This is a genomic window from Cellulosimicrobium sp. SL-1 (assembly GCF_011033075.1).
GTDB classification, from domain to species: domain Bacteria; phylum Actinomycetota; class Actinomycetes; order Actinomycetales; family Cellulomonadaceae; genus Cellulosimicrobium; species Cellulosimicrobium funkei.
Genome location: NZ_JAACJC010000006.1, coordinates 1 through 26,200, shown reverse-complemented (window position 1 = coordinate 26,200; position 26,200 = coordinate 1). Strand labels below are relative to the sequence as shown.

The 26,200-nt window shown below is 73.9% G+C and carries 23 protein-coding genes and 1 pseudogene; 13 read left to right on the top strand and 11 right to left on the bottom strand.

The features are described 5' to 3' along the window. The first annotated feature begins 6 nt into the window (after positions 1 to 6). The gene (locus GWJ10_RS10380) at positions 7 to 219 is read left to right on the top strand and encodes a hypothetical protein (protein WP_021479923.1); all 213 of its coding nucleotides are present in this window, start codon (positions 7 to 9) and stop codon (positions 217 to 219) included. 199 nt (positions 220 to 418) lie between these two features. On the opposite strand, the gene GWJ10_RS10375 is transcribed toward GWJ10_RS10380, so the two are convergent. The 3 genes from GWJ10_RS10375 to GWJ10_RS10365 all read right to left on the bottom strand — a co-directional run bounded on the left by GWJ10_RS10375 (position 419) and on the right by GWJ10_RS10365 (position 4,013). Next, positions 419 to 1,972, bottom strand: a complete 1,554-nt coding sequence (locus tag GWJ10_RS10375) for an RNA polymerase sigma factor (protein WP_021479922.1) — start codon at positions 1,970 to 1,972, stop codon at positions 419 to 421. A 349-nt stretch (positions 1,973 to 2,321) separates the two neighbouring features. Beyond that, the gene (locus GWJ10_RS10370) at positions 2,322 to 2,723 is read right to left on the bottom strand and encodes a universal stress protein (protein WP_021479921.1); all 402 of its coding nucleotides are present in this window, start codon (positions 2,721 to 2,723) and stop codon (positions 2,322 to 2,324) included. Between the two features lie 69 nt (positions 2,724 to 2,792). Then, positions 2,793 to 4,013, bottom strand: coding sequence for a DUF4192 domain-containing protein (locus GWJ10_RS10365; protein WP_163187302.1), 1,221 nt, complete (start codon positions 4,011 to 4,013; stop codon positions 2,793 to 2,795). A 140-nt stretch (positions 4,014 to 4,153) separates the two neighbouring features. Between GWJ10_RS10365 and GWJ10_RS10360 the strand changes: the two genes are divergently transcribed. Together GWJ10_RS10360 and GWJ10_RS10355 are read left to right on the top strand one after the other, a co-directional pair. Continuing rightward, the gene (locus tag GWJ10_RS10360; protein WP_163187300.1) at positions 4,154 to 4,723 is read left to right on the top strand and encodes a hypothetical protein; all 570 of its coding nucleotides are present in this window, start codon (positions 4,154 to 4,156) and stop codon (positions 4,721 to 4,723) included. A gap of 70 nt (positions 4,724 to 4,793) precedes the next feature. After that, a complete protein-coding gene (locus GWJ10_RS10355) occupies positions 4,794 to 5,963 on the top strand; it encodes a polyprenyl synthetase family protein (RefSeq protein WP_241005753.1) in 1,170 nt (389 codons plus the stop codon). Positions 5,964 to 6,022: 59 nt separating this feature from the next. Here the strand turns inward: GWJ10_RS10355 and GWJ10_RS10350 are convergent, their stop codons facing one another. Continuing rightward, entirely contained in the window at positions 6,023 to 6,448 is a 426-nt protein-coding gene (locus tag GWJ10_RS10350) for an Rv2175c family DNA-binding protein (protein ID WP_163187298.1), read from the bottom strand. Positions 6,449 to 6,539: 91 nt separating this feature from the next. On the opposite strand from GWJ10_RS10350, the gene pknB reads away from it, so the two are divergent. Continuing rightward, positions 6,540 to 8,570 (top strand): Stk1 family PASTA domain-containing Ser/Thr kinase, encoded by a 2,031-nt coding sequence (pknB, locus tag GWJ10_RS10345; RefSeq protein WP_163187296.1) that lies wholly within the window; start codon positions 6,540 to 6,542, stop codon positions 8,568 to 8,570. 93 nt (positions 8,571 to 8,663) lie between these two features. Here pknB and GWJ10_RS10340 read toward each other — a convergent pair whose 3' ends face one another. The 3 genes from GWJ10_RS10340 to GWJ10_RS10330 form a co-directional block, all read right to left on the bottom strand. Beyond that, a complete protein-coding gene (locus GWJ10_RS10340; RefSeq protein WP_163187294.1) occupies positions 8,664 to 10,013 on the bottom strand; it encodes a 3-deoxy-7-phosphoheptulonate synthase class II in 1,350 nt (449 codons plus the stop codon). Between the two features lie 40 nt (positions 10,014 to 10,053). After that, positions 10,054 to 11,280, bottom strand: a complete 1,227-nt coding sequence (locus GWJ10_RS10335; protein ID WP_163187293.1) for a pyrophosphate--fructose-6-phosphate 1-phosphotransferase — start codon at positions 11,278 to 11,280, stop codon at positions 10,054 to 10,056. Positions 11,281 to 11,390: 110 nt separating this feature from the next. Next, complete coding sequence (locus tag GWJ10_RS10330; protein ID WP_228075234.1) at positions 11,391 to 12,176, bottom strand: lysophospholipid acyltransferase family protein; 786 nt, start codon at positions 12,174 to 12,176, stop codon at positions 11,391 to 11,393. 57 nt (positions 12,177 to 12,233) lie between these two features. On the opposite strand from GWJ10_RS10330, the gene GWJ10_RS10325 reads away from it, so the two are divergent. Beyond that, complete coding sequence (locus GWJ10_RS10325) at positions 12,234 to 12,878, top strand: hypothetical protein (RefSeq protein WP_163187291.1); 645 nt, start codon at positions 12,234 to 12,236, stop codon at positions 12,876 to 12,878. A 37-nt stretch (positions 12,879 to 12,915) separates the two neighbouring features. Here GWJ10_RS10325 and GWJ10_RS10320 read toward each other — a convergent pair whose 3' ends face one another. After that, positions 12,916 to 13,863, bottom strand: coding sequence for an ROK family glucokinase (locus GWJ10_RS10320; protein ID WP_043658218.1), 948 nt, complete (start codon positions 13,861 to 13,863; stop codon positions 12,916 to 12,918). 251 nt (positions 13,864 to 14,114) lie between these two features. Here GWJ10_RS10320 and GWJ10_RS10315 point away from each other — a divergent pair, with 251 nt between their 5' ends. Next, positions 14,115 to 15,932, top strand: coding sequence for an AMP-dependent synthetase/ligase (locus GWJ10_RS10315; RefSeq protein ID WP_061267338.1), 1,818 nt, complete (start codon positions 14,115 to 14,117; stop codon positions 15,930 to 15,932). 69 nt (positions 15,933 to 16,001) lie between these two features. On the opposite strand, the gene GWJ10_RS10310 is transcribed toward GWJ10_RS10315, so the two are convergent. Next, positions 16,002 to 17,327 (bottom strand): NYN domain-containing protein, encoded by a 1,326-nt coding sequence (locus GWJ10_RS10310; protein ID WP_163187289.1) that lies wholly within the window; start codon positions 17,325 to 17,327, stop codon positions 16,002 to 16,004. A gap of 186 nt (positions 17,328 to 17,513) precedes the next feature. Here GWJ10_RS10310 and GWJ10_RS10305 point away from each other — a divergent pair, with 186 nt between their 5' ends. Both GWJ10_RS10305 and GWJ10_RS10300 read left to right on the top strand, forming a co-directional pair. Continuing rightward, positions 17,514 to 19,370, top strand: a complete 1,857-nt coding sequence (locus GWJ10_RS10305) for a DEDD exonuclease domain-containing protein (protein ID WP_083711741.1) — start codon at positions 17,514 to 17,516, stop codon at positions 19,368 to 19,370. After that, complete coding sequence (locus GWJ10_RS10300) at positions 19,349 to 19,630, top strand: Lrp/AsnC ligand binding domain-containing protein (protein WP_034654744.1); 282 nt, start codon at positions 19,349 to 19,351, stop codon at positions 19,628 to 19,630. The genes GWJ10_RS10305 and GWJ10_RS10300 overlap by 22 nt, the downstream gene beginning before the upstream one ends. Positions 19,631 to 19,663: 33 nt before the next feature. On the opposite strand, the gene trpD is transcribed toward GWJ10_RS10300, so the two are convergent. Then, positions 19,664 to 20,761, bottom strand: coding sequence for an anthranilate phosphoribosyltransferase (gene trpD / locus GWJ10_RS10295; protein WP_061269446.1), 1,098 nt, complete (start codon positions 20,759 to 20,761; stop codon positions 19,664 to 19,666). A 34-nt stretch (positions 20,762 to 20,795) separates the two neighbouring features. After that, entirely contained in the window at positions 20,796 to 21,233 is a 438-nt protein-coding gene (locus GWJ10_RS10290) for a response regulator transcription factor (RefSeq protein WP_021481151.1), read from the bottom strand. 317 nt (positions 21,234 to 21,550) lie between these two features. On the opposite strand from GWJ10_RS10290, the gene GWJ10_RS10285 reads away from it, so the two are divergent. The 5 genes and pseudogenes from GWJ10_RS10285 to GWJ10_RS10265 form a co-directional block, all read left to right on the top strand. Then, the gene (locus GWJ10_RS10285; RefSeq protein ID WP_021481150.1) at positions 21,551 to 22,201 is read left to right on the top strand and encodes a heme-copper oxidase subunit III; all 651 of its coding nucleotides are present in this window, start codon (positions 21,551 to 21,553) and stop codon (positions 22,199 to 22,201) included. Positions 22,202 to 22,274: 73 nt separating this feature from the next. Beyond that, the gene (locus GWJ10_RS10280) at positions 22,275 to 23,054 is read left to right on the top strand and encodes a cytochrome c (protein WP_021481149.1); all 780 of its coding nucleotides are present in this window, start codon (positions 22,275 to 22,277) and stop codon (positions 23,052 to 23,054) included. Between the two features lie 95 nt (positions 23,055 to 23,149). Continuing rightward, the gene (locus tag GWJ10_RS10275; protein ID WP_240949657.1) at positions 23,150 to 24,112 is read left to right on the top strand and encodes a Rieske 2Fe-2S domain-containing protein; all 963 of its coding nucleotides are present in this window, start codon (positions 23,150 to 23,152) and stop codon (positions 24,110 to 24,112) included. Next, positions 24,109 to 25,863 carry a cytochrome bc complex cytochrome b subunit gene (locus tag GWJ10_RS10270; protein ID WP_021481147.1) on the top strand — a complete coding sequence of 585 codons (1,755 nt, stop codon included), beginning with the start codon at positions 24,109 to 24,111 and terminating at the stop codon, positions 25,861 to 25,863. The genes GWJ10_RS10275 and GWJ10_RS10270 overlap by 4 nt, the downstream gene beginning before the upstream one ends. Before the next feature lie 192 nt (positions 25,864 to 26,055). After that, positions 26,056 to 26,200 (top strand): annotated as a pseudogene (locus tag GWJ10_RS10265) (superoxide dismutase); the annotation flags it as partial.

The window sequence follows — 26,200 nt, the reverse complement described above, 5'->3', positions numbered from 1 at the left end:
GTTCATGTGACTGCTACGACGACCACCACCGAACCGCTGACCGCGGCCGACCGCTGCGACCGCTGCGGGGCCCAGGCGTACGTCCGTGTGGTCCTGCCGAGCGGCGAGCTGCTGTTCTGCGGCCACCACGCGCGGGCGCACGCGGATGCCTACACCGACCTCGCGACGTCCATCCAGGACGAGACCGACAAGCTGCTCGCGGAGCACGGCGCGCGCTGACGCGCCGGTCCGCCGAGCACCGTCCCGCGCCAGGAGCGCACGACCGCGGGGACCGGCTCCACCGCCCGGTCCCCCGCGACGACCACCTCAGAGACAGACCTCAGACACGACGAAGGCCCCGAGGAGATCTCCTCGGGGCCTTCGTCGTGCGACGACGGCGGGCGGCCGGTGGCGTGCACCGGCCGCCCGCCGCGACGCGTCAGTCGAGGTAGTCGCGCAGGACCTGCGAGCGGCTCGGGTGGCGCAGCTTCGACATGGTCTTCGACTCGATCTGGCGGATGCGCTCACGCGTCACGCCGTAGACCTTGCCGATCTCGTCGAGCGTCTTGGGCTGCCCGTCCGAGAGGCCGAACCGCATCGAGACGACGCCCGCCTCGCGCTCGCTCAGCGTGTCGAGCACCTGGTGCAGCTGCTCCTGCAGGAGCGTGAAGCTCACCGCGTCCGCCGGGACGATGGCCTCGGAGTCCTCGATGAGGTCGCCGAACTCGGAGTCGCCGTCCTCGCCGAGCGGCGTGTGCAGCGAGATGGGCTCGCGGCCGTACTTCTGGACCTCGACGACCTTCTCCGGGGTCATGTCGAGCTCCTTGGCGAGCTCCTCGGGCGTGGGCTCCCGGCCCAGGTCCTGCAGCATCTGACGCTGCACGCGCGCGAGCTTGTTGATGACCTCGACCATGTGCACCGGGATACGGATGGTGCGCGCCTGGTCCGCCATCGCGCGCGTGATCGCCTGCCGGATCCACCACGTCGCGTACGTCGAGAACTTGTAGCCCTTGGTGTAGTCGAACTTCTCGACCGCACGGATCAGACCGAGGTTGCCCTCCTGGATCAGGTCCAGGAACAGCATGCCGCGACCCGTGTACCGCTTGGCCAGCGACACCACCAGACGCAGGTTCGCCTCCAGCAGGTGGTTCTTCGCCCGCTTGCCGTCGTGCGCGATCCACTGCAGCTCACGCTTGAGCTTGCGGTCCAGGTCGTCGCCCTCGGCCGCGAGCTTCTCCTCCGCGAACAGACCGGCCTCGATCCGCTTCGCGAGCTCGACCTCCTGCTCCGCGTTCAGCAGCGCGACCTTGCCGATCTGCTTGAGGTAGTCCTTGACCGGGTCGGCCGTCGCACCCGCGGTCACGACCTGCTGGACCGGGGCGTCGTCCTCGTCCGCGTCGGAGACGACGAAGCCGGTCTCCTCGGGCTCGTCGCTCGGCGCGGCGGCGGCAGCCTTCTTGGCGCCAGGCTCCGCAGCCTCCTCGTCCTCGGTCACGTCGATCTCGAGATCCTCGATCTCGACCTCGGCGTCGTCCTCGTCGTCGTCCTTCTTCTTGGCGCGCGCGGGCGTCGCCTTGGACTTGGCGGGGGCCTTGGCCGCGGTCTTGCGGGCGGCGGGCTTGGCGGGGCCGGTCGACGAGGTCTCCGCACCCTCGGCGTCGGCCGCCGGGGCGGCCTTCGTCGTGGTCGTGCGCTTGGTCGCCGACGCGGACTTCGTCGCGGCGGGCTTGGTGCGCGCGGTCGTCGTGCTGCGCGGGGAAGCCGCCGCGGCCACCTTCGTCGTGGTCGGGATGTCGACCTCGACGCCGGCGCCCGCGAGCGCGCGGAAGACCGCCTTCAGCCGCTTGGCGTCGTTGACGGCAGCCTGCTCGCACGCGGTGCGGAAGCTCTCGGCGTCGACGCGACCGTTCGCACTGCCGCGCCGCAGGAGCTCCTGCAGGGCGGGGTGCTCGAACTCTCGCGGGAGTGCGGAAATCGGGGTTGAGGGCGCCACAAACCGACCTTTCGGCAATCATGGGGGGCGGTAGGGCCGCCGGAGCGGGGACGTGAACCGTGAAGTGCGGGCTGCTCTGGACTCTCACGGTGAGTCGTCGGGCTCTGGCGGACTACCTATATTGTACCGGCGATCCGTGCGCCGGACGCCGCGACACGGGGTGATGTCGGACCTGACCGCCTCCCGACGGCCCGGCGCACCACGTCGTCACGACGTTCGTCACCCGGTTCGTGACGTGTACAACGGGTCGGGACCCTGGAAGATTCCCCCGCCCACCCCGCCCCTCACCCGGCGCCCGTCGCGCGCCGGACCGCAGGGATCCGCGTCCGCGCGCCGACGCGCGGGCGGCTCAGACGCCGGCGGGCCGCTCGGGCTTGACGGCCAGCACGGGGCAGGGCGCGTCGAGCAGGATGCGCTGGGCGTTCGAGCCGAGGATGAGCTTGCCCACGGGGCTGCGCCGACGCAGCCCGATGACGATGAGTTCCGCCGACGACCGCTCCGCGGCGCCCACGAGGTCGTCCGCGAGATCCGCCGAGCCCTGCTCGCGGCGCAGCGTCGTGCCCGTCCCCTCGAGGCGCGCCTCCACGCGTCGCAGGTCGTCCTCGTGCGCGGCGACGAGCTCGGGAGTCGACATGGAAGCCTCGGTCACGACGACGACGAGGTCGGTGCCGCGCCGGACGGCCTCGGTGGCCGCGCTGTCGAGAGCCTCGCGACCCTCGGGCGTGCTCAGGTGCGCGACGACGACGCTCATGTGTCCTCCGGAGACGGCTCGTGGGTGCGGCCGGCCGCGGGGGCGACCGCAGGTCGTGTTGCCTCGAACCTACCCGACGTCGTGCGTGTCGGCGCACGCGTCGGCGCGGACCCAGCCCGGCGGGACCCCGGCGTCGAGCGCGCTCGCGAGCAGCAGCGCGAGCCGGTACGTCGGGTCTTCCGCGAGCGCCTCGGCCAGCCGCCGACGGGCCCGGCCGCCGTCGCCGTGCCACCAGGCCACGAGCGCCAGGAGCGTCAGCGCGGGTGCGGTGCTCCCGCGAGGCGCGTGGGCGACGACCGCCTCGAGCACGGCCCTCGCCGGCCCGGTGACCACCGGGTCGGGCGCGAGGCCCGCACCAGGGTCCACGACGGCCGCGATGGCACGGCCCGTCCCGGCGTCCACGTCCCCGCCCCGCACGGTGCGGTCCGGCAGGTCGTCGGTCCCCGGCACGAGGGACAGGAGCACGGCGTCGCGCACGGGGACCGACTCGAGGCCCGCGGCCAGGCGCCCGAGGACCGTCGCGGCGGGCACCGCGGCACCGGCGCCGTCGCCGACCGGCCCGCCGTCGACCGGCCCGCCGTCGGTACGCCCGCCGTCCCGCGCCCGGTCGCGCGCGACGACCTGCGCGACCGCGGTCCGCCACAGCGCGAGGGCGGACACCCGGGCCGCGACCCGGGCCGCGACGTCGTCGCCGGCCGCCACGGACCGGGCGCGGTCGCGCACCCGCCGTGCCGCGCGCGCGGCACGGCGCCGCGCGTCCGCCCCCGCGGGCGGGATCCGCAGCGCCTCCTCGCGCGAGTCCGCGAGCGCCGCCCCGGACAGCACCATGTGCGCGCCGGCCTCGCTCGACTCGAGCTCGCGGAGCGACCTCCCCTCCGGCGGGCAGCAGTCGTCCTCGGCGCAGTCGAGCGCGTACCAGCCCGTCGACGACACGACCCACGCCTCGACGGGCCCGTGGTGCGGCTCGGCGGCCTCGCGGCAGTGCTCGACGGCGGCCCGCACCCGCGCGGCCGCGACGCCCGACGCGCGCAGCGGCGCGTCGGAGTAGACGACGAGCACGACACGGCGTGCGCCGTCGGCCGCGAGGTGCCCCACGACGGACCGCGCGAGCTGCGGGCCGTGCTCGACGTCCGCCGCGTCGGCGACGTCGACGCGCACGACGAGACCGATGCGGCCTCGCGGTGGCCGCAGCCCCACGAGGACGACGCTGTCCTGCGGGCGGTAGCCGAGCCGGAAGGGGACGTAGGCGAGGAGCTCGCGCGGGCCCTGGGCCCGGATGAGGGTCGTCATGCGCCCATCCCAGCCGGTGCGCGCGGCGTGCGGGGCGCGCGCCGCCCGGCTGTGGACGACGCGGGGCGGGCACCCGGGGCTGTGGTCGGCCCCCGACCCCGGTGGTGGCTCGCGCACGCGCGGATGACTACGGTGTGCGCGTGCCACCACGAACCCGCGCCGCCGCGCACCCGGCGCCTTCCCCCGCCGGCCGGGCCGCCGTCGTCCTCGTCGCTGCCGTGCTGGGCTCGACACTGGCGGGGTGCCAGGCGGACCTGGCCGACGTGCAAGGCGCCGCGGCACCCCGGGAGGAGCAGCCGGCGCCGGACGCCGACTCCGGCGCGCCGGGCACGCCGCTGCCCGACTACGACGCCGCCTCGGCGGTCGGGGACCTGGTGGAGGGATTCCCCGCCGCGCTGGTCCCGGTGGCGCCGGGCGCCGAGGTACTCGCGAGCTCGGCGCGGCCGTCGCAGGACGGCGCGCTCGTGGACGTCACGCTGAACCTGCGCTCGACGGACACGGTCGAGGCGCTCACCGCCTACTACACCGACACGCTGGGCCCGGCCGGGTTCGAGGTGTCGCCGTCGACCGTGCCGAGCGCGCTCACCTCGCTCACCACGTTCGTCCGCACGACCGCGCCCGAGGCCCCGACCGAGTCGGTCGCCGTCGGCGTCTTCGACGACGAGACCGAACGCCTCGTGACGATCAGCGGCCAGGTCGTCCCCGGCTGAGGCGCCGCGCCGCCCGCCCGCGACGAGACCGGGCGGGCAGGGTGTCGCCCGCTCCGCATAGGCTGCCCCCGTGCCGAACCCGTCGCTGCCGACCTCGCCCTCCGTCCCTCCCCAGGCGTCCGAGGACCTCACCGACCCGAGCCCCGCCGCGCTCGTCGACCGCGAGGGGGTGCGCGCAGGCGTCGACGACGCCCTGCACGCCTCGACCGCGGCGATGCGCGCCGAGCTCGCCGGGACCCACCCGGACACGGACGTGCTCGCCGACGCGACGCAGGAGCTGCTCGCGGGCGGCAAGCGCCTGCGCGCCGCGTTCTGCTACTGGTCGTGGCGCGCGCACGGCGGTGACGCAGCGGGCCCGCACCGACCCGCGGTGCTGCGCGCCGGCGCGGCGCTCGAGCTCTTCCAGGCGGCGGCGCTCTTCCACGACGACGTCATGGACTCCTCGGACACCCGCCGCGGGCGCCCGACGGCGCACCGCGCCTTCGCGGCGCGCCACCGCGACCTCGGCTGGTCCGGCGACGGCGCGCGGTACGGCGAGAACGCCGCGATCCTGCTCGGCGACCTCGCGCTCATCGCGAGCCACCGGGAGCTCGGCGACGCGCTCGACGCCCTCGCACCTGCGGTCGCCACGCGGTCGCGACGCGTGTTCGGCCGCATGCAGACGGAGGTCACGGCCGGCCAGTACCTCGACGTGCACGCGCAGGTCCTGCCGTGGGGCGAGGACCCGGCGGCCGACGAGGAGCGGGCCCGGGCCGTCATCCGCTCGAAGTCCGCGCGCTACAGCGTCGAGCACCCCATCGCGCTCGGCGCCGCGCTCGCCGGGGCCGACGACGACGCGGTCGCCGCGACGAGCGCGTTCGGCCTGCCCGTGGGCGAGGCGTTCCAGCTCCGCGACGACGTGCTCGGCGTCTTCGGCGACGCGCAGGTCACCGGCAAGCCGGCCGGCGACGACCTGCGCGAGGGCAAGCGGACGGTGCTCGTCGTGCGCGCGCTGGCCGCGGCGACGCCCGCGCAGCGCGAGCTGCTGCTCGCGCACCTGGGCGACCCGGACCTCGACCCGGCCACGGTGGAGGACCTGCGCGCCGTCCTCGTCGAGACGGGCGCGCGCGACGCCGTCGAGTCGCTCATCGCGGAGCTCACCGAGCGGGCCGCGACCGCCCTCGACGGGGCCGGGCTCGCGGAGCCCGGGGCGACGATGCTCGCGCTGCTCGCGCGCGCCGCCGTCGAGCGGACGGCCTGACCGCACCGCCGCCGTCGGACCGGCACGGGCCGGACGATCGGGGCGGCGGGCGGAGCGCGTCAGAGCTCGGACTGCGCCACGCGGCGCACGCGCGCCTTGTGCCCGCTGAGGAGGGTGTCGAACGGGGCCTCGCCGAGCTCGTCGTGCGGCGTGAAGAGCCACTCGAGGATCTCGGCGTCGTCGAAGCCGGCGTCGGTGAGCACGACGATCGTGCCCTGCAGGCTCGACAGGACACCCACGCGGCCGCTCGCGTCCGGGCGGCCGGCGTTCGCCGGGTCGACCAGGTGCAGCGGCACGAGGAAGCGCGCCGGGACCTGGAACGTCGTGCGCTCGCCGCGCTTCACGCCCACGACGCGCCGCTCCTGCACGAGGCGGCGCACCTTGCCGACGTCGGTGCCGAGCGCCTCGGCGACGTCGGGGAGGGTCAGCCACTCGCCGACGAGGTCGTCGAGCGTGGGGCGGGGGCTGGTGTCGCGATCGGTCACCGGGCAAGCCTACGGCGTGCCTCCACACGACACCCACGCCGTGCGCGCCGTGCTCACCGGATCGTGACACCCGGCCACCTAGACTCTCCCCGTGGCCACCGTGACGACCGATCCCCTCGTCGGCCGCCTGGTCGACGGGCGGTACGAGGTCGTCTCGCGCATCGCGCGAGGCGGCATGGCGACGGTGTACCTCGCGATCGACCGTCGGCTCGAGCGCGAGGTCGCGCTCAAGGTCATGCACCCCCACCTCGCCGAGGGCGCGTCCGGCGCCGACTTCGTCTCGCGGTTCCGCCGCGAGGCGCGTGCCGCGGCCCGCCTCACCCACCCGGGCCTCGTCGCCGTGTACGACCAGGGCCTCGACGGCGACACGAGCTACCTGACGATGGAGTACGTGGCGGGGTCGAACCTGCGCCGCACCATGCTCACCGAGCGCACCTTGACGCTGGGTCGCACGCTCGACGTGCTCGACCACGTGCTCGACGCGCTCGCCGCCGCCCACCGTGCGGGGCTCGTGCACCGCGACATCAAGCCCGAGAACGTCCTGCTCGACACCGAGGGCCGGCTCAAGGTCACCGACTTCGGTCTCGCGCGCGCCGTGAACGAGGTGACCGCGACGACGACGGGCACGATCCTCGGGACCGTCGCCTACCTCTCCCCCGAGCTCATCGCGACCGGCACGTGCGACGCCCGCACCGACGTCTACGCGGCGGGCATCCTCGCGTACGAGATGCTGCTCGGCACCGTCCCGCACACCGGCACGACGCCGATCCAGGTCGCGTTCCAGCACGTGAACAACGACGTGCCCCCGCCGTCGGACGTCGCCCCGTGGATCCCGCCCGAGGTCGACGACCTGCTGTGCGCGCTCGCCGCGCGCGACCCCGCCGACCGTCCGGCCGACGCCGGCGCCGCGCTCGCGCTCGTGCGCTCGACCCGGGCCGCGCTCGACCCGGCCGACCTCGAGCGGCGCGTCGACCCGCCCGCCGGGGGGTCCGCCGTCGTGCCGCCCCCGCCGGGTCCGGGCCCGCGGACCGAGCCCGACGACCCGTCCGCCGCCGTGACCGCGTCCCTCGCGGCGCTCAGCCTGCGCGACCGCGAGGCCGCGGGCCTCACCGAGCCGCTCGCCGTCGGGCACGTCGTCGCGCCGACCACGCGGCCCGCCCCGCCGCCCCCTGCTGCCCCGGCCCCGGCGCGGCGACGTGGCCACGGCCGCGTGGTCGTCTGGTCGCTCGTCGTGCTCCTCGTCCTCGCGGGCGTCGGCGGCGGCGCCGCGTGGTGGTTCTCGTCCGGGCCGGGCGCCTACACCCAGGTCCCGGACGGCCTCGTGGAGGCGTCGCGTCCGGAGGCCGTCGCGATCCTCGACGACGCGGGCCTCTCCCACACGGTCGAGGAGCGCTACGACGACGCCGTGCCCGAGGGCGCCGTCGTGGCGACGGACCCGGCGTCCGGCGAGGACGTGCGCAAGGACGGCAGCGTGCAGCTCGTCGTGTCGAAGGGCGTGCGGATGCTCACGGTGCCGACCGGTCTCGTGGGCGCGACGCAGGAGGAGGCGACCGCCGCGATCGAGGGCGCCGACCTGACGCTCGGCGACCCCGTCGCCACGCCGCACGACGAGGTGCCGTCGGGCCAGGTCATGGCCGTGCGGGACCCCGACGGCAACGTCATCGAGGAGGGCGCCACGATCCGGCACGACGTGCCGGTGGTGCTCACCGTCTCGTCCGGGCCCGCGCCCGTCGTCGTGCCGCAGGTCACGGGCGCCGCGAAGGACGCCGCGGTCGCCGCGCTCGAGGAGCAGGGCCTCGTCCCCGCGGTCACCGAGGAGTACTCCGAGACCGTCGGCGCAGGGCTCGTGATCCGCCAGGACCCCGAGCAGGGCTCCGACGCCCACCGGAAGGACACCGTGAACGTCGTGGTGTCGCTCGGTCCCCCGCTCGTCGACGTCCCGAACGTCAGCACCCGCAACGTCGCCGACGCCGAGAAGGCCCTGAAGGACGCAGGCTTCCAGGTGGAGATCCGCTACCCGCAGGGCATCCACCCGCTCAACATCGTCTACGCCCAGGACCCCCCGGGCGGTGACGGGCGCACCGCGCCCAAGGGCTCGACGATCGTCCTCAACGTCTTCTGACCTCGCGCGCCGCGCAGACGGCCGTGGCCCGCCCCGACCACGGGACGGGCCACAGCCCTGCGCTCGACGGGAGACGGCCGTCTCCCCACGCCCTCAGCCGCGCAGCATCTCCGCGACCTGGAAGGCCATCTCCAGCGACTGCTGGTGGTTGAGGCGCGGGTCGACGAGGGTCTCGTAGCGCAGGGCGAGCCCCTCGTCGTCGATCTCCTCGCTCCCGCCCAGCACCTCGGTCACGTCGTCGCCCGTGAGCTCGACGTGCAGCCCGCCCGGCACGGTCCCCGCGGCGCGGTGCACCTCGAAGAAGCCGCGCACCTCGTCGAGGACGTCGTCGAACCGCCGCGTCTTGTAGCCGCTCGCGGACGTGATGGTGTTGCCGTGCATGGGGTCCGTGACCCACGTGACGGGCACGCCCGCGCGCGCGACGGCCTCGACGAGCGGCGGGAGCGCGTCGCGCACGTTGCCCGCGCCCATGCGCGTGACGAAGGTCAGGCGGCCCTCGACGTCGTCGGGGTTGAGACGGCGGGCGAGCTCGAGCGCGACGTCGGGCGTCGTCGTCGGGCCGAGCTTGACCCCGATGGGGTTCGCGACGCGCGAGAGGAAGTCGACGTGCGCGCCGTCGAGCTGGCGCGTGCGCTCCCCGATCCACAGGAAGTGGGCCGACGTGTCGTACGCGTCCCCCGTGCGCGCGTCGCGGCGCGTGAGCGCGCGCTCGTAGTCCAGCACGAGCGCCTCGTGGCTGACGAAGAACTCGACGGTGCGCAGCGCGTCGAAGTCGGCGCCGCACGCGTCCATGAAGCGGATCGCGCGGTCGATCTCGGACGCCGTCCGCTCGTACCGCGCGTAGGCGGGGTTGCGCATGAAGCCGCGGTTCCACTCGTGGACCTGGCGCAGGTCGGCGAAGCCGCCGGTCGTGAACGCGCGCACGACGTTCCACGTCGCCGCCGAGATCTGGTACGCCTGGACGAGGCGCTCCGGGTCGGGGATGCGCGCCTCGGGCGTGAAGGCGTGCCCGTTGATCATGTCGCCGCGGTATGCGGGCAGGGTCACGCCGTCGCGCGTCTCCGAGTCGGAGCTGCGCGGCTTGGCGTACTGCCCGGCCATGCGGCCCATCTTCACGACGGGCATGCTCGCGCCGTGCGTGAGGATGACCGCCATCTGCAGGATGGTGCGGATCTTGTTGCGGATCCGGTCGGCGTTCGCCTCGGCGAACGTCTCGGCGCAGTCGCCCCCCTGCAGGAGGAACGCCTCGCCCCGCCCGGCCGCGGCCAGGCGGGAGCGCAGCGTGTCGGCAGCCGCCGGCACCACGAGCGGCGCGGAGGCCGCCAGCCGGTCACGGACGGCGTCGAGCGCCGCCTCGTCCGGCCACGTCGGCTGCTGGAGCGCGACGAGCGTGCGGAAGTGGTCGAGCCCGGAGTCGGTCCCCGGCTCGCTCGTGGTGGTCATACGGCGTCCCCTGACGAGGTTCCTGGTGCGGTGGTGCCGGTCAGTGGGCCGCGGGCGTCGCGGGCACGAGCGGCTGGCCGATGCCCTCGAGGAGCTCGCCGAACCACTGCTGCGACACGTCGAACGCCTTGCCCCCGGCGATGCGCGGGAACTCGATGGCGCGCAGGCGGTCGCCGTTCTCCTCGTCGTGGCCGATGACGCCCGACTCGCCGCGCAGCGCGCACTCGACCGCGAGGTCGGTCATCGACTTGATGAGGCGCAGGTCCTCGGCGTTCGCGGCGGCCGCGCGCGAGAAGTAGCCGGACTTCTGGACCATGACCTTCTCGGCGCCCAGCTTCTCGGCGAACTGCTTGGCGAACCACTGACCCGGGTTGACCGTGTCGAGCTTGACGTGGCCGAACGGGTCGCGCTGGACCTCCTCGCCCGCCGCCTCGAGCTGCGCCACGATCTCGTGCATGCCGGCGCCCTCGGACAGGAAGATGTTGACGTTGCCCTGCTCGTCCATGATCGCCTTGAGGCGCTCGGCCTCGGCGTCGATGTCGAGCGCGAGCTCCGGCAGGAAGACCGCGTGGACGTCCCAGCGCTCGCGCGTCAGGCCGAGGGCCGGAGCCCACTCCTGGGCGTCGAGCCACTTGCGGTACTCGGCGGCGGACGCCGCGGTGAGCCAGCCGCAGTGCCGGCCCATGACCTCGTGCACGATGAGCATGCGCGGGCCCGAGCGGTGCTCGCCGATGACGTTGGCGGCGAAGCCCGCGGCCTCCTCGGCGGCGGTCCACGCACCGAGCGACTGACGGATCGGGATCACGTCGTTGTCGATCGTCTTCGGCAGGCCCACGACCGTGAGCTCGTAGCCGTTCTCGTGGAGGTACGCGGCGAGGTCGGCCGCGGTCGTGTTCGTGTCGTCGCCGCCGATCGTGTGCAGCACGTCGACGCCGTCCGCCTTGAGCTGCTCCGCGGCGACCTGCAGCGGGTCCTGGCCCTCCTGGACGAGGCCGCGCTTGACGCAGTCGGCCGCGTTGGTGAGCTTGACGCGCGAGTTGCCGATCGGCGAGCCGCCGAAGCGGTGCAGGATCCCCGCCTGCTTGCGCCCCTCGGAGTCCACGACGATCTTCGTGCCGGTCAGCAGGCCGTGGTAGCCGTACTGGTAGGCGATGATCTCGATCTCCGGGTCGAGCTCCGTGTACCGCTCGATGAGACCCCCGACCGCGGAGGACAGGCACGGGGCGAAACCGCCCGCGGTGAGGAGGGCGACGCGACGAACCGACATGTGAACTCAGAACCTCTCGTAGGACGGATCCTGGCCGGACGGACGCGGTCCGGCGGGGTGGCGGCGACGGGGCTCGGGCCCTGCACGGGCCCGGCGCGACCGGCCGTCGCTCAGTCTACTGACGCCGCGCCGGGCTCCGGCGGCGGTTCCGGGACCTGGACGTCCGGGGCGGGACGCCCGCCGGGGGCTCCGCCCGCCACCTCGGACTCGGTGTGGCCCGCCGCGAGGCGCGCCTTGGCCGTGGCCGCGTAGATGTCGACGTACTCCTGGCCGGACAGCCGCATGATCGCGTACTGGATCTCGTCGGCGACGGCGCGCAGGATGAAGCGGTCGTTCTCCATGCCGCGGTAGCGCGAGAAGTCGAGCGGCTCGCCGATGACGACCCCGATGCGCATGGGCGTGGGGATGACCTTGCCGATCGGCTGCGCGATGTTCGTCCCGACCATCGCGACCGGGACCACCGGGGCGCCCGACTCGAGCGCGAGGCGCGCGACGCCCGTCTTGCCGCGGTACAGCCGTCCGTCCGGGCTGCGCGTGCCCTCCGGGTAGATGCCGAACAGGTCGCCCTCGCGCAGGACGCGCAAGCCCGTCTCGAGCGCGGCCTCGCTCGCCTTGCCGCCCGCGCGGTCCACGGGGATCGTCCCGACGCCGCGCATGAAGCCCGCGGTCAGGCGGCCTTTGACGCCCGTGCCCGTGAAGTAGTCGGACTTGCCGAGGAACTGGACCTTGCGGTCGAGGACGAGCGGCAGGATGAACGAGTCGATCACCGCGAGGTGGTTGCTCGCGAGGATGGCACCGCCCTCGTCCGGCACGTGCTCGACGCCCCGCGTCCAGGGACGGTACAGGAGCCGCAGGATCGGGCCGACCATCACCTGCTTCATGAACCAGTAGAACAACGTTCCTCCTCGCGGGGTCCCGGCGCGGGACGTGCATCCGACTCTAGAGTGATTCCCATGGCCGCACCGAACGCCCAGCCGGACTCCCCGCAGCCCGACGACGTCCCCGACCCCACGCCCGACGACGCGGCGCCGGGTGCGGACCACCCTGCCGCCGACGACGGGGAGGCGACGGCGCCGCGCGACGAGGCGCCCGAGCCCGCGCTCGACGTCGACGCCCGGTGGGCCGGCATCGTGGCCGAGCTCGCGGACCTGTCCGAGCTCGACCGGTCCGAGCCGAGCGCCCGCCCGGGCGACGACCCCCGGGCCGCGCAGGACCCGGCGGCCGGGGCGCCCGAGGGCGCCCCGCGCAGCGGCCGCGACGTGCTCGGGTCCGTGCCCGTGGCGCCCTGGGTGCGCCCGACGGGGCCGCGCGACTGGCCCACGACGCCCGAGGTCGAGGACCTCGAGGAGGCCGAGAGCCACTTCGTGCCCCCGGACCCGCCGCTCGTCCTCGGGCGCGACCCGCTCCTGACGATGGCGTGGGCGCTCGTCGTCGGCGTGCCGATCCTGCTGCTCGTCGTGCTGGTCGTCGCGCGCCCGTACCCCGTGCTCGTCGCGCAGGTGGGCGGCGGTGCCTTCCTCGTGGGGCTCGCGATCCTGCTGTGGCGCATGCCGCACCGGCGGGACGACGACGACCAGGGGCCGGGCGCCGTCGTCTGACGCCCGCGCCTCCTCCGCACCGCGCCCGCGCCGCCCGTCAGCGGCGCGCGAGGTCCGCGGCGCCGACGATGCCCGCCTCGTTGCCGTGCTCGGCGAGCTCGATCCGCGCCTCCGGGCGGTGCCCGCGCGCGGAGAGCTGGTCGGCGAACGCGCGCCGCACCGGCTGGAGCAGGAGGTCGCCCGCCGCACCGACGCCGCCGCCGATGACGATGAGCTCCGGGTCGAGCAGCGCCGTGACCGACGCCGCGCCCTCGCCGATCCAGCGGCCGAGGTTCGCGAGCAGCTCGACCGCGAGGTCGTCGCCCTCCTGCGCGGCCTGGGTGATCTGGGGACCGTTGAGCTTGTCCGGGTCGCCGCCGCAGATCTCGAGCAGGCGCGTCGCGCGGTCCGGCTGGGCGATGAGGGCGTTCTGCCCGTCACGCACGAGGGCGCGCCCGGACGCGTACTGCTCCCAGCAGCCCTCGTGGCCGCAGCCGCAGTAGTGCCCGCCGGGGACAACGCGCATGTGGCCGACCTCCGCCGCGACGCCCCACTTGCCGCGCACGAGCTCGCGGTCGACGACGATCGCGCCCCCGAGCCCCGTGCCGACCGTGAGCATGAGCATGTCGGTCGCGTCGCGCGCGACGCCGAACTGGAACTCCGCCCAGCCGGCCGCGTTCGCGTCGTTCTCCACGACGATCGGGACGTCGACGTCGCCGATGAGCTCGCGCACGTTGCGCGCCAGCGGGTACTCGCGCCACGCGATGTTCGGCGCGAAGAGCACCGAGGTGCGGTCCGGGCTGACGAAGCCGGCCGCCGCGAGGCCCATCGCGCCGACCTCGTGGTCGGCGGTGAGCTCGGCATAGACGTCGGCGATGGCGCGGTCGATGCTCGCGACGTCGTCGGGCTCGGTGTCGCGGCGCGTCTGGACGAGGATCTCGCCCTTCTCGTCGACGACCCCGGCCGCGATCTTCGTCCCGCCGATGTCCACCCCGATGGCGTGCATGTCCCGTCCTCTACTCGCTCGGTTCCGCTGACTGCAAGGTCTCGCTGCGGGTGCTCGCCCGCTCACGGACCACGCACGACGACGGGGCCTCGACCCCGCGCCACGGGTCGGGCCACCGGAACTCCGCGCCCGCGCGAAACGTTGCGCAAGCAGCGCACAGCACCTGAAGCCTACCGACAACGGCAGGTCTCGGGCACACGCCGCCACTGGGTAGGGTTCTCCCACCGTCGACTACTGCCACTGGAGCCAGAATGGACGAGATCAGCGCCCCACGGATCGTCGAAGTCGATCCCTCGAAGAACCTCAACGACCTCCTCGCGAGCCGCGTCGCGGCCGACCCGGCCGCGCCGATGGTCGAGCGCCGCACGGGTGCCGACGGTGCGTGGCAGGCGCTCAGCGCGCGCGAGTTCGACGCCGAGGTCGTCGCCGTCGCGAAGGGGCTCGTCGCCCGCGGCATCCAGCCGGGCGACCACGTGGGCATCATGTCGCGCACGCGCTACGAGTGGACCCTGCTCGACTGGGCGACGTGGGCGGCGGGCGCCGTGCCCGTGCCGCTCTACGAGACGTCGAGCCCGGAGCAGGTGCAGTGGATCCTCTCGGACGCGGACGTGCGCCTGCTCGTCGTGGAGACCGAGGCGCACGCGGCGACGGTCGAGGAGGTGCGCGACCAGGCCCCGGCCCTGCAGGACGTGCTGGCGATCGACGCGGGCGCGATCGCCACGCTCACGGCCGACGGCGCCGGCGTGGACGACGCCGAGATCGTGCGCCGGCGCGGCCTGGCCGACCTCGCGGACGTCGCGACGATCATCTACACCTCCGGCACGACCGGCCGGCCCAAGGGCGCGGAGCTCACGCACCAGAACTTCTACTCCCTCACGGTCAACGCCGTGGCCGCCGTGCCCGAGGTCTTCGGGGAGCCGGGCGGCCGCACGCTGCTGTTCATGCCGCTCGCCCACGTGTTCGCGCGGTTCATCGGCGTGCTCGTCGTGGCCGGCGGCACGGTGCTGGGCCACACGCCGGACACCAAGACGCTGCTCGAGGACCTCGGCACGTTCAAGCCGACGTACATCCTCTCGGTGCCGCGCGTCTTCGAGAAGGTCTACAACTCCTCGGAGCAGAAGGCGGCCGCGGGCGGCAAGCTGAAGATCTTCCACTGGGCCGCCGCGACCGCGATCGCGTACTCGCGCGCGCTCGACGAGCCGTCGGGGCCGGGCATCGGGCTGCGCCTGCAGCACAAGGTCGCGGACGCGCTCGTCTTCAAGAAGCTCCGGCACGCGCTCGGCGGTCGCGCGAAGTACGCCGTCTCGGGCGGCGCGCCGCTGGGCGAGCGGCTCGGCCACTTCTACCGCGGCATCGGCGTGCGGATCCTCGAGGGCTACGGCCTCACCGAGTCGACGGCACCGACGAGCGTCAACCGCCCCGGGAACACGAAGATCGGGACCGTCGGCGAGCAGCTCCCCGGCTGCGGCGCCCGGATCGCCGAGGACGGCGAGATCCTCCTGCGCGGGGACCACATCTTCCGCGGCTACCACAACAACGAGCAGGCGACCGCGGACGCGTTCGTCGACGGCTGGTTCCGCACCGGCGACCTCGGCTCGCTCGACGAGGACGGCTTCCTGCGCATCACCGGGCGCAAGAAGGAGATCATCGTCACCGCGGGCGGCAAGAACGTCGCACCCGCCGTCCTCGAGGACCGGATCCGCGCGCACGCGCTCGTCTCGCAGTGCGTCGTCGTGGGCGACCAGAAGCCGTTCATCGGCGCCCTGGTGACGCTCGACCCGGAGGGCCTGCCCGGCTGGGCGAGCATGCACGGCAAGGAGCCGCTGACCGTCGAGCAGGCGGCCAAGGACCCGGACGTCCTCGCCGCCCTCGACGCCGCGGTCACGCGCGCGAACCAGGCGGTGTCCCGCGCCGAGTCGATCCGCAAGTTCACGGTCCTCACGACGGACTTCACGGTCGAGAACGGCTACCTCACGCCGTCGCTCAAGGTGAAGCGCAGCGAGGTGCTCAAGGACTTCGCGGCCGACGTCGAGGCGATCTACGTCGACGGGCCCGCGCCCGTCCGCTGACACGGCCCGGGGCCCTCGTCCCCGCGCACCACGGCCCTCCCCGGCGGCACGCCGGGGAGGGCCGCGTCGTCAGCGGCGGGCGAGCCGCGCCAGGAGCGCGCGGGCCGGGACGCACGCCGCGCCCATCGCCTGCACGTCGTCGGCGACGGCGCGGTCGCTCGTCACCACGACGACCGGGCGCCCGGGCGGCTCGGCGGCGACCAGGCGCCGGATGAGGTCGTCCGCGATCTCCCCCGACGAGAACAGCACGCGCACGCCGCGCGGGGCGTGCACCGGCCGGGGGCCGCCGTCGGCGCCGTCGAAGCACACGGTGACCTCCGTGCCGGCGGCGGCCACGCGGAGCAGGCCGGAGAGGAGGCGGTCGCGCTGGTCCGCGAGCGACAGCTCGCCGTAGCCCGTCTTCGTCACGTTGTAGCCGTCGACGACCAGGTGCGTCCGCGGGACCGACAGCAGGTCGTCGACGAGCGCCGGGTCGTCCGCTGCGCGGCCGCGCGACCCCGGCCGGGCACGCTCCGCGTCCGGCAGCCCGGCGGCGACGTCGTCGGCGGGCGTCGTCGTCGACGGGCCGAGCGCGAGCTCGCGCCGGAGCCCCGCCGCCGCGTCGACCACCGTGTCCAGCAGGAGGCGCGCCCGGGCCGTCGCGAGGTCGGCCGACGACGTCCGCGCCCGGCGTGCCACGTCCCGCTCTGCGCGCGCCCGGGCCAGCTCGACGGCGGCGGCGCGACGTTCCTCGCGCACGTCCCGCAGCGCGGCCTCGGCGGCGTCCCGCTCCCCCCGCGCCGCCCGCTCGGCGGCCCGCGCCTCGGCCCGCGCCCGGTCCGCGTCCGCGCGCAGCCGCCGCTCGGTCCGGCGTACCGCGGCGAGCTCAGCCATGGCGGCCTCCGCGCGCGCGTCGGCGTCGCGGGCCCGCGCCTGGAGCTCCTCGACCTGGCGGGCGAGCCGGTCGCGCTCGCCGCGGAGGCGGGCCGCCTCGTCCCGGGCCGACCGGTCCGCCCGGAGGGTGTCGTCGAGCGAGCGGGCCTGCTCCACCTCCGCCTGCCAGCCGTCGGGCCGCAGGAGGAAGGCACCCGCAGCCCGCTCGCGCACCTGCGCCGGGGACAGGTCGTCCGGGGGCCTGGCGTCGGGCTCCGGCTCGCTGTCGTGCTCGCGGGACCAGGCCGCGGCGACCGCGTGCCGGAACCCCGCGTCGTCGACCAGGGCCCGCCACAGGGGCGCCGCACCGGCCGTCGCCCGCCGCCGGGGCGCGAAGACCCGCACCCGCTGGAGCGCGACCGGGACCAGGGCCGTGTCGAGCGCTCCGAGCGCGTCCGCCGCGGCGGCCACGAGGAGGCTGCGGACCGACGGCGGCACGTCCGGCTCCGCGGGCAGCGCGTCCTCCGGTCCGTCGGCCACCATGCGCCGCGCCTCCTCCGCACCTCGTCCGCGGGTCACCGCGGGCGCTTCGTCCCTGATCGTCCTGATTCTCTCGGTCCCACCCTATGCCGCCCGAGGACACGGGCCACGGCTCCCGGCCTTCGTGTCGGCGGGCGGCCGACGGACCTCGCGGCGGCGGTGTCGGTGGCCCTCGCTAGCCTCGCCGCCATGTCGTCCGGACCCGCCCTCGCCGCCCCCCGCGCCGGGTCCGCACCGCAGGGCGTCCCCGTCCAGCCCACGCTCGAGGACCTGGGCACGCCGCTGCACGAGGTGACGTTCGTCGTCGTCGACCTCGAGACGACCGGCGGCTCCCCCGCGGGCGCCGGGATCACGGAGATCGGCGCGGTGAAGGTGCGCGGCGGCGAGGTGCTCGGTGAGTTCCAGACGCTCGTCGACCCCGGGGTGCCCGTGCCCGCCTTCGTCGCCCGGCTCACCGGCATCACGTCGTCCATGGTCGCCACCGCGCCCCGCATCGAGGCCGTGCTGCCCAGCTTCCTCGAGTTCGCGCGCGGCGCCGTGCTCGTCGCGCACAACGCGCCGTTCGACATCTCGTTCCTCAAGGCCGCGTGCCGCTCCGCGGGCTACGACTGGCCCGGGAACCAGGTGCTCGACACCGTGCCCCTCGCGCGGCGGGTCGTCACGCGCGACGAGGCACCGAACCACAAGCTCGCGACGCTCGCGGCCCTCTTCCGCGCCACCGTCACGCCGGACCACCGCGCGCTCGCCGACGCACGCGCCACCGTCGACGTGCTGCACGCGCTCCTCGGCCGCCTCGGCCCGCTCGGCGTGACGCACCTGGAGGACCTCGCCGGGGCGACGGACCCCGTGCCGCAGGACGTGCGCCGCAAGCGCCACCTCGCCGACGGCCTGCCGGACGCGCCCGGCGTCTACCTCTTCCGCGGCCCCGGCGACGAGGTGCTGTACGTCGGCACGTCGACGTCGATCCGGCGCCGCGTGCGGTCGTACTTCACGCGCTCGGAGAAGCGCGGGCGCATCACCGAGATGGTGCGCATCGCGCACGCCGTCACGCCCGTCGTGTGCGCGACGCCGCTCGAGGCGCAGGTCCGCGAGCTGCGCCTCATCGCCGAGCACGCGCCGCGGTACAACCGCCGGTCGCGGCACCCGGAGCGCATGACGTGGGTCCGGCTCACCGACGAGGCGTACCCGCGCCTCTCGCTGGTCCGCGACGTCCGCGCACCGGCGGCGCACATCGGCCCGTTCGCCTCGCGGCACCAGGCCCAGGCCGCCGTGGACGCCCTGCACGACGCCTTCGCGCTGCGCCAGTGCACCCGGCGCCTCCCCGTCGTCGCCTCGCCCGGCGCGACGGCGTGCGTGCTCGCCGAGATGGGCCGCTGCTCCGCCCCGTGCACGGCGACCGAGCGCGACGCGGGCTACGGCGACGTCGCGGCGGGCGCGCGCGAGGCCTTCGAGGGCGACCCGTCGCGCGTGGTCGCCGAGCTCGGGCGCCGCATCGTGGCGCTCTCGCGAGACGAGCGCTTCGAGCAGGCCGGCGAGCTGACCCAGCGCCTGCGCGCTTTCCTCACGGGCGCGGCGCGTGCGCAGCGGCTCGCCCCGCTCGCCGCGTGCGCCGAGCTCGTCGCCGCCCGCCCGACGGACGCCGGCGGGTGGGAGGTCGTCGTCGTGCGGCACGCGCGGCTCGCCGCGACGGGCGTCAGCGACCCGGGCACCGACCCGTGGCCGCTCGTGCACGCGCTCGTCGCGACGGCCGAGACGGTGGCGCCGCCCGTGCCGCCGGCCCCCGCGAGCCATCCGCACGAGGCCGAGATCCTGCTGTCGTGGCTCCAGGAACCCGGGGTGCGGATCGTCGACGTCACGGGTCCCTGGGCGTGCCCGGTCCGCTCGGCCGGGTCGCACGTGGACCTCGCGGTCACGGCCCGCCACGTCGCGCGCCACGCGGAAGCCGACGGCCCCGAACTGGCCCACGCGTCGGCCGGGCCGACCGTAGAGTGGTCGCCTGACGACGACCCGTCCCCGGAGGAACCATGCTCACCGCCATCGTCCTGATCGACACCGACCCCGCACGCATCCCCGAGGTGGCGTCGGAGGTCGCGGACCTGCGCGGGGTCAGCGAGGTCTACTCGGTGACGGGCAAGGCGGACCTCGTCGCGATGGTGCGGGTCCAGGAGCACGACCAGCTCGCCGACGTCATCGCGGACCGCATCAGCAAGGTCCAGGGCGTCGTGCGCACCGAGACGTTCATCGCGTTCCGCGCCTACTCGAACGTGGACCTCGAGCAGGCGTTCGCCCTCGGCCTCGACGACTGACCGGCGGTCAGTCGCGCGCCGGCTGACTGGCCGTCAGTCGCGCGCCGCGGCCTCCGCCCAGCGGGCGAGCGCCGCGCGCGCGGCACCGGAGTCGACGCTGCGGGCCGCGACGTCGTAGGCCGCGCGCAGCCGCTCGACGAGCGAACCCTCCGCGGTACCGGGCAGCGTGCCGTCGGCGACGAGGCCCGCGGCCGCGTTGAGCAGCACGGTCTCGCGCACCGCGCCCGGCTCGCCCGCGAGGAACCGCCGCGCGACGTCGGCGTTGTGCGCCGCGTTCCCGCCCCGCAGGTCCTCGACGGTGACGGGCGTCAGCGCGAGGTCGGCGACGGGGTCGAGGCGGTGCTCCGTCACGGCGCCGTCGCGCACCTCCCACACCGTGGCGCCGCCGGTGGCCGCGAGCTCGTCGAGACCGTCGTCGCCGCGGAACACGAGCGCCGACGTGCCGCGCCCGGCGAGCACGCCGGCGATGAGCGGCGCCATCCGGGCGTCGGCCACGCCGATCGCGGCCGCGCGCGGCTGCGCGGGGTTCGTCAGGGGGCCGAGCACGTTGAACGCCGTCGGGATGCCGAGCTCCTTGCGCGCGACGCCCGCGTGCCGCATCGACGGGTGGAACACCATGGCGAAGCAGAAGGTGATCCCCGCCTCCTGCACGATGCGCGCCACGCGGTCGGGACCGTGGTCGAGCCGGATCCCGAGCTCCTCGAGCACGTCCGCGGCGCCCGACGACGACGTCGCGGCGCGGTTGCCGTGCTTGACGACGCGCACGCCCGCGCCCGCGATGACGAGCGACGCCATCGTCGAGATGTTCACGGTGTGGGCGCGGTCGCCGCCCGTGCCGACGATGTCCACGGCGGGCCCGTCCACGGAGAAGCGGCTCGCGTGCGCGAGCATCGCGTCGGCGAGACCGGTGAGCTCGGCGACCGTCTCGCCCTTCGCGCGCAGCGCGACGAGGAAGCTCGCGAGCCTCACGGGCGAGACCTCGCCCGACATGACCTGGTCCATGGCCCACGCGGTGCGCTCGGCGTCGAGGTCGTTCCCCGCGACGAGCTCGGTGAGCAGACCGGGCCAGGTGAGCCCCGCACCCGTCGAGTCGCTCGTGGTCGAGGCGGCAGGGTGCGGGGTGGCGGTCACGGGTGGCCCTTCGGCTGGTCGGTCTCCTGGTCGGCTACCGCGTGCCGGAGGCGCGCAGCAGGTCGGCGACGGCGCGCTGGAGGGCGACCGCGTCGAACGGCCGGGGCACCGCGTCGTCGGCGAGCGACCACGATGCTAGCCAACCGTCCTGCGGCCTGCCGGTGAGGACCAGGACCGGCGGGCACGCGTAGATCTCGTTCTTGAGCTGGCGGCACAGACCCATGCCCCCGGCCTTGTCGGCCTCACCGTCCAGGACCAGCAGGTCCCACCCGCCGGCGTCCGCCGACGCCACGACCGCCGCCGGGGTGGCCACCTCGTGCCACTCGATCTCCGGCTGCCCCGCGCCCAGCCGCCGCCCGACGGCGAGCAGCACCTGCTCGCGCACGGTCACGTCGTCGCTGTAGAGCAGGATGCGCGGCGCGCGCGGGGTCACGTCCGTGTCCCCGTGCGTCGTCGTCACGGTCGTCGTCATCGTCGTCACCGTCGCCTTCGTCGTTCCCTCGGGTGGGCCCGGGAGCGCGCGGCGCCGCGTGTGGCGGACGCACGTCCCGACTGGCATCTTGGCACGTCGGAGCGCTCCGCAGCACCCCTGCGGCGGGTCGTGCGCCGACCGGCGGCGGACCGGGGACCAAGGGCCCTGGCCCGCGCCCCGGACGCCCGGGTTTCATGGCACTCGGACGGTTTCCGTCACCAAGTGCAGGTCTCCGTGGGAAGTTCTGGAGACATTGTGAGATTCACCGCCTCCGGGCTGCCGTCTGCGTGCCGCGAAGCTGAGGTTCGTCGGCCATAATGGCTCCTGTGTCGACCGCAACGGCTGCCCCCCACGCCCATCAGCACGTGAGCGTCAACCGACCGAACCCCGTCTCGGTCGGGACGATCGTGTGGCTGGCCAGCGAGCTCATGTTCTTCGCCGGCCTCTTCGCCATGTACTTCACGGTCCGCGCCGTGATGCCCGCCGACGAGTGGGCCCTCGAGGCGGACAAGCTCAACCTGACCTTCGCGGCGATCAACACGACCGTCCTGGTGCTGTCGTCGGTGACGTGCCAGATGGGCGTGTGGGCCGCCGAGCGCTTCCAGCCCGTCCGCACCGGCTCGATCTTCCAGGTGAACCGCTGGGGGATGAACGAGTGGATGACGCTGACGTTCCTCATGGGCGCGTTCTTCATCGGTGGTCAGATCTTCGAGTACGCCGAGCTCGTCGAGCACGGCGTGTCGATCTCCTCCACGCCCTACGGCTCCGTCTTCTACATCACGACCGGGTTCCACGGCCTCCACGTCGTCGGCGGCCTGATCGCCTTCCTGTTCCTTCTCGGCCGCTCGTTCTCGGCCAAGAACTTCGGGCACCACGAGGCCACGACGGCCATCGTGACGTCCTACTACTGGCACTTCGTCGACGTCGTGTGGATCGCGCTCTTCTTCGTGATCTACATCTTGCGCTGACGTCGCGCCCGGGTTCCGCCCCGGACCGCCCACCCGCCCCCTGCTCCCCCACCTGCGAGACGAGGATCATTTCGTGAAGGCACTCGCCGCCCGCAGACACCACCGCTTCGCGCCGGTCGTGCTGCTGCTGCTGGCGCTGCTGGTCACCGGTGGCGTCTACGCCGCCTTTGCCCCGACTTCGGCCAACGCCGAGACCGCCAGCACCGAGGACATCGAGACCGGCCAGAAGCTGTTCCAGGCCAACTGCGCCACGTGCCACGGGCCGAACGCCGAGGGCACGGCCACCGCGCCCTCGCTCGTCGGTGTCGGCGCCGCGTCGGTCGACTTCCAGGTGTCCACCGGCCGCATGCCCATGCAGATGGACGGTCCGCAGGCCATCCAGAAGCCGCGCCAGTTCGACGAGGAGCAGACGGCGCAGCTCGCCGCCTACGTCGCGTCGCTCGGCGCGGGCCCCGCGATCCCCACGGACGAGCAGGTCGACGCAGCGCTGGGCGACCCGGCCAACGGTGCCGCGGTCTTCCGCACCAACTGCGCGATGTGCCACAACGCGATCGGTGCGGGCGGCGCCCTCTCCGAGGGCAAGTTCGCTCCCCCGCTGTGGGACACCTCGGAGCGCAACATCTACCAGGCGATGCTCACCGGCCCGCAGTCGATGCCGGTCTTCAACGACGCCACCGTGACGCCCGAGGAGAAGCGGGACGTCATCGCGTTCCTCGCCGAGCAGCGCGACGGCTCTGCCGGCGGCCTGTCGCTCGGGTCGCTCGGTCCGGTCAGCGAGGGCCTGTGGGCCTGGATCGTCGGAATGGGCCTCCTCATCGGGGCCGCAGTGTGGATCGGAGCGAAGTCCTCGTGAGCGACTACCAGAGCCCCCGCTCGTCCCAGTCCTCGCACCGCGAGGTCGGGCACCGCGAGGAGCACGGCACCCTCGACACGTTCCCGGACCCCGGTCTGCCGGAGCACAAGAGCCGCATGGCCGACCGCGACCCGAAGGCGTCGAAGCGCGCCGAGCGTCAGGTCGCCGCCCTCTTCGGGATCTCCGTCATCGGCACCATCGCGGCCCTCGTCGTCTACTTCGTGATCCCGCCGGACGGGACCACGGCGGGCGTCCGCCTCTCGACGGTGGCGCTCGGCGTCGCCATCGCGTTCGCCCTGCTCGGCATCGGCTTCGGCGCGGTGCACTGGGCCAAGGTCCTCATGTCCGACCACGAGAAGGTGGACGAGCGCCACCCCATCGCGAGCGACCCCGAGACGCGCACCGCCGCGCTCGCCGAGCTCGACGCGGGCGTCAAGGACTCGGGCATCGCCCGCCGCGGCGTGCTCAAGGGCGCGGTCATCTCCGCCCTCGCGCTCTTCCCGCTCACCATCGCGGTCCCGCTCGTCGGGAGCGTCGGTGGCGACTGGAACGTCTCCAAGTTCAAGCACACCCTCTGGCAGCGGGGCACGCGCCTCGCGATCGATCCCTCGGGCAGGCCCATCAAGGCCGCCGACGTCACCATCGGCTCGGTGGTCCACGTCATCCCCGAGGCCTCGCAGGAGGAGATGCAGTCCCACGAGTGGATCACGGAGAAGGCCAAGGCCGTCGTCCTCCTGGTCCGTCTCGACCCGCGCGACATCGTGTCCGAGCAGTCCCCCGCCGGGGAGAGCTGGTCGTACGACGGCATCGTCGCGTTCTCCAAGATCTGCACGCACGTCGGCTGCCCCGTCGCTCTCTACGAGCAGCAGACGCACCACCTGCTGTGCCCGTGCCACCAGTCGACGTTCGACGTGGCCGACAGCGCCAAGGTGGTCTTCGGCCCCGCGAAGCGGCCCCTGCCGCAGCTGCCGATCACCGTTGATGACGAGGGCTACCTGGTTGCGCAGAGCGACTTCCACGAGCCCATCGGCCCGAGCTTCTGGGAGCGTCTGAAGTGACCACCAGCACCGGAACCGCCGCACCTCGGGCGGCCGCACCGAAGTCAGCCGCGCCGACGACCCCCGCCGGGAAGGCCGCGGACTACCTCGACCAGCGCACCGGCATCGGTGTCGCCGTCAAGGAGTTCGCGCGCAAGGTCTTCCCCGACCACTGGTCGTTCCTCCTGGGCGAGATCGCGCTCTACTCGTTCGTCGTCCTGATCCTCACCGGCATCTTCCTGACGATGTTCTTCGTCCCGAGCATGTCCCTGGTGACCTACCACGGCGAGCCCGCCTCCATGGACGGCGTGCTCATGTCCGACGCGTTCGCGTCGACGCTGCACATGTCGTTCGAGGTCCGCGGCGGTCTGCTCATGCGGCAGATCCACCACTGGGCCGCGCTGATCTTCATGGCGTCGATCGTCACGCACATGATGCGCGTGTTCTTCACGGGCGCGTTCCGCAAGCCCCGTGAGGTCAACTGGCTCGTCGGCATGCTGCTCATGATCATGGGCCTCGCCGCCGGCTTCTCCGGCTACTCGCTGCCCGACGACGTCCTGTCGGGCAACGGCCTGCGCATCACCGACGGCGTCGTCAAGGCGATCCCGCTCATCGGCTCGTACATGTCGTACTTCATCTTCGGCGGCGAGTTCCCGGGCGAGCACATCATCCCGAGACTGTTCACGGTCCACATCCTCCTGGTGCCGGGCCTGATCCTCGCGCTGGTCGCGCTCCACCTGTTCTTCGTCGTGCTCCACAAGCACACGCAGTACCCGGGTGGCGGCCGCACGGACACCAACGTGGTCGGCTTCCCGCTGTTCCCCGTGTACGTCGCGAAGGCCGGCGGCTTCTTCTTCGTCGTGTTCGGCATCCTCGCCCTCATGGGCGGCACGATGGCGATCAACAACGTCTGGAACTACGGCCCCTACGATCCGTCACCGGTCTCCGCGGGAGCACAACCCGACTGGTACATGCTGTTCCTCGAAGGGTCCTTGCGACTCATGCCGGGGCAGACGGAGTTCGTCATCGGCGGGTACACGCTGTCGCTGAACGTCCTCATCCCCGCGGTCGTCGTGCCGGGCCTGCTGTTCACGTTCCTCTTCGTCTACCCGTTCCTCGAGTCCGCGGTGACGAAGGACAAGCGCGAGCACCACGTCCTCGACCGCCCGCGCAACGTGCCGGTCCGCACCGGCCTGGGCGTCGCGTTCCTCACGGCGTTCATCATCCTGGCGCTCGCCGGGTCGAACGACCTCATCGCGACGCACTTCCACATGTCGATCAACACGATCACCTGGGCCTTCCGGATCCTGATCTTCGTCGGCCCCTGGTTCGCGTTCTGGGTCACCAAGCGCATCTGCCTCGGGCTGCAGCGCAAGGACCGCGAGCTCGTGCTGCACGGCCACGAGACCGGCCGCATCGTCCGGTTCGCGCACGGCGAGTACATCGAGGTCCACCGCCCGCTCGACGAGCAGGAGCGCTGGCTGCGGGTCAACTACTCCGCCCACGCCCCGCTCGAGATCGAGCCGGCGACGGACTCCCGCGGCGTACGTCGCAAGGGCTACAAGAAGGACAAGCGTCTCCAGCGCCTGTCGCGGTTCTTCTACGAGGACCGCATCGAGCCCGTGACGCCGGCCGAGCTCGCCGCCGCGCACTCGCACGGTGAGCACGACGCCCTCGAGAGCACGAGCCACGAGCAGATCGAGGCCGGGACCGCCCCCGTCGGCGGCGGTCGGGACCTCGTGGAGCCGGAGAAGGGCGCCGACGAGCGCTGACCTCCGGGTTCCTGCACAGTAGGACGATGACTCGCGACCAACCCCCTCTTCCAGGCGGGCAGGTCGCGGGTCATCGTCGTCTCTGCCCCCGGGGCGCGGCAGCGCCCGCGTGAGGCGGCAGGGACACCGTCAGTTCACTGCCCAGGGACCGTCGGACGACCTCCGGCGGTCCGTACCAGGAGGTACATCCGGATGCCCGCTTACACCCTGCCCGAGCTGTCCTACGACTACGGTGCGCTCGAGCCGCACATCTCCGGGCGGATCATGGAGCTGCACCACTCCAAGCACCACCAGGCCTACGTCACCGGCGCGAACACCGCCCTGGAGAAGCTCGCCG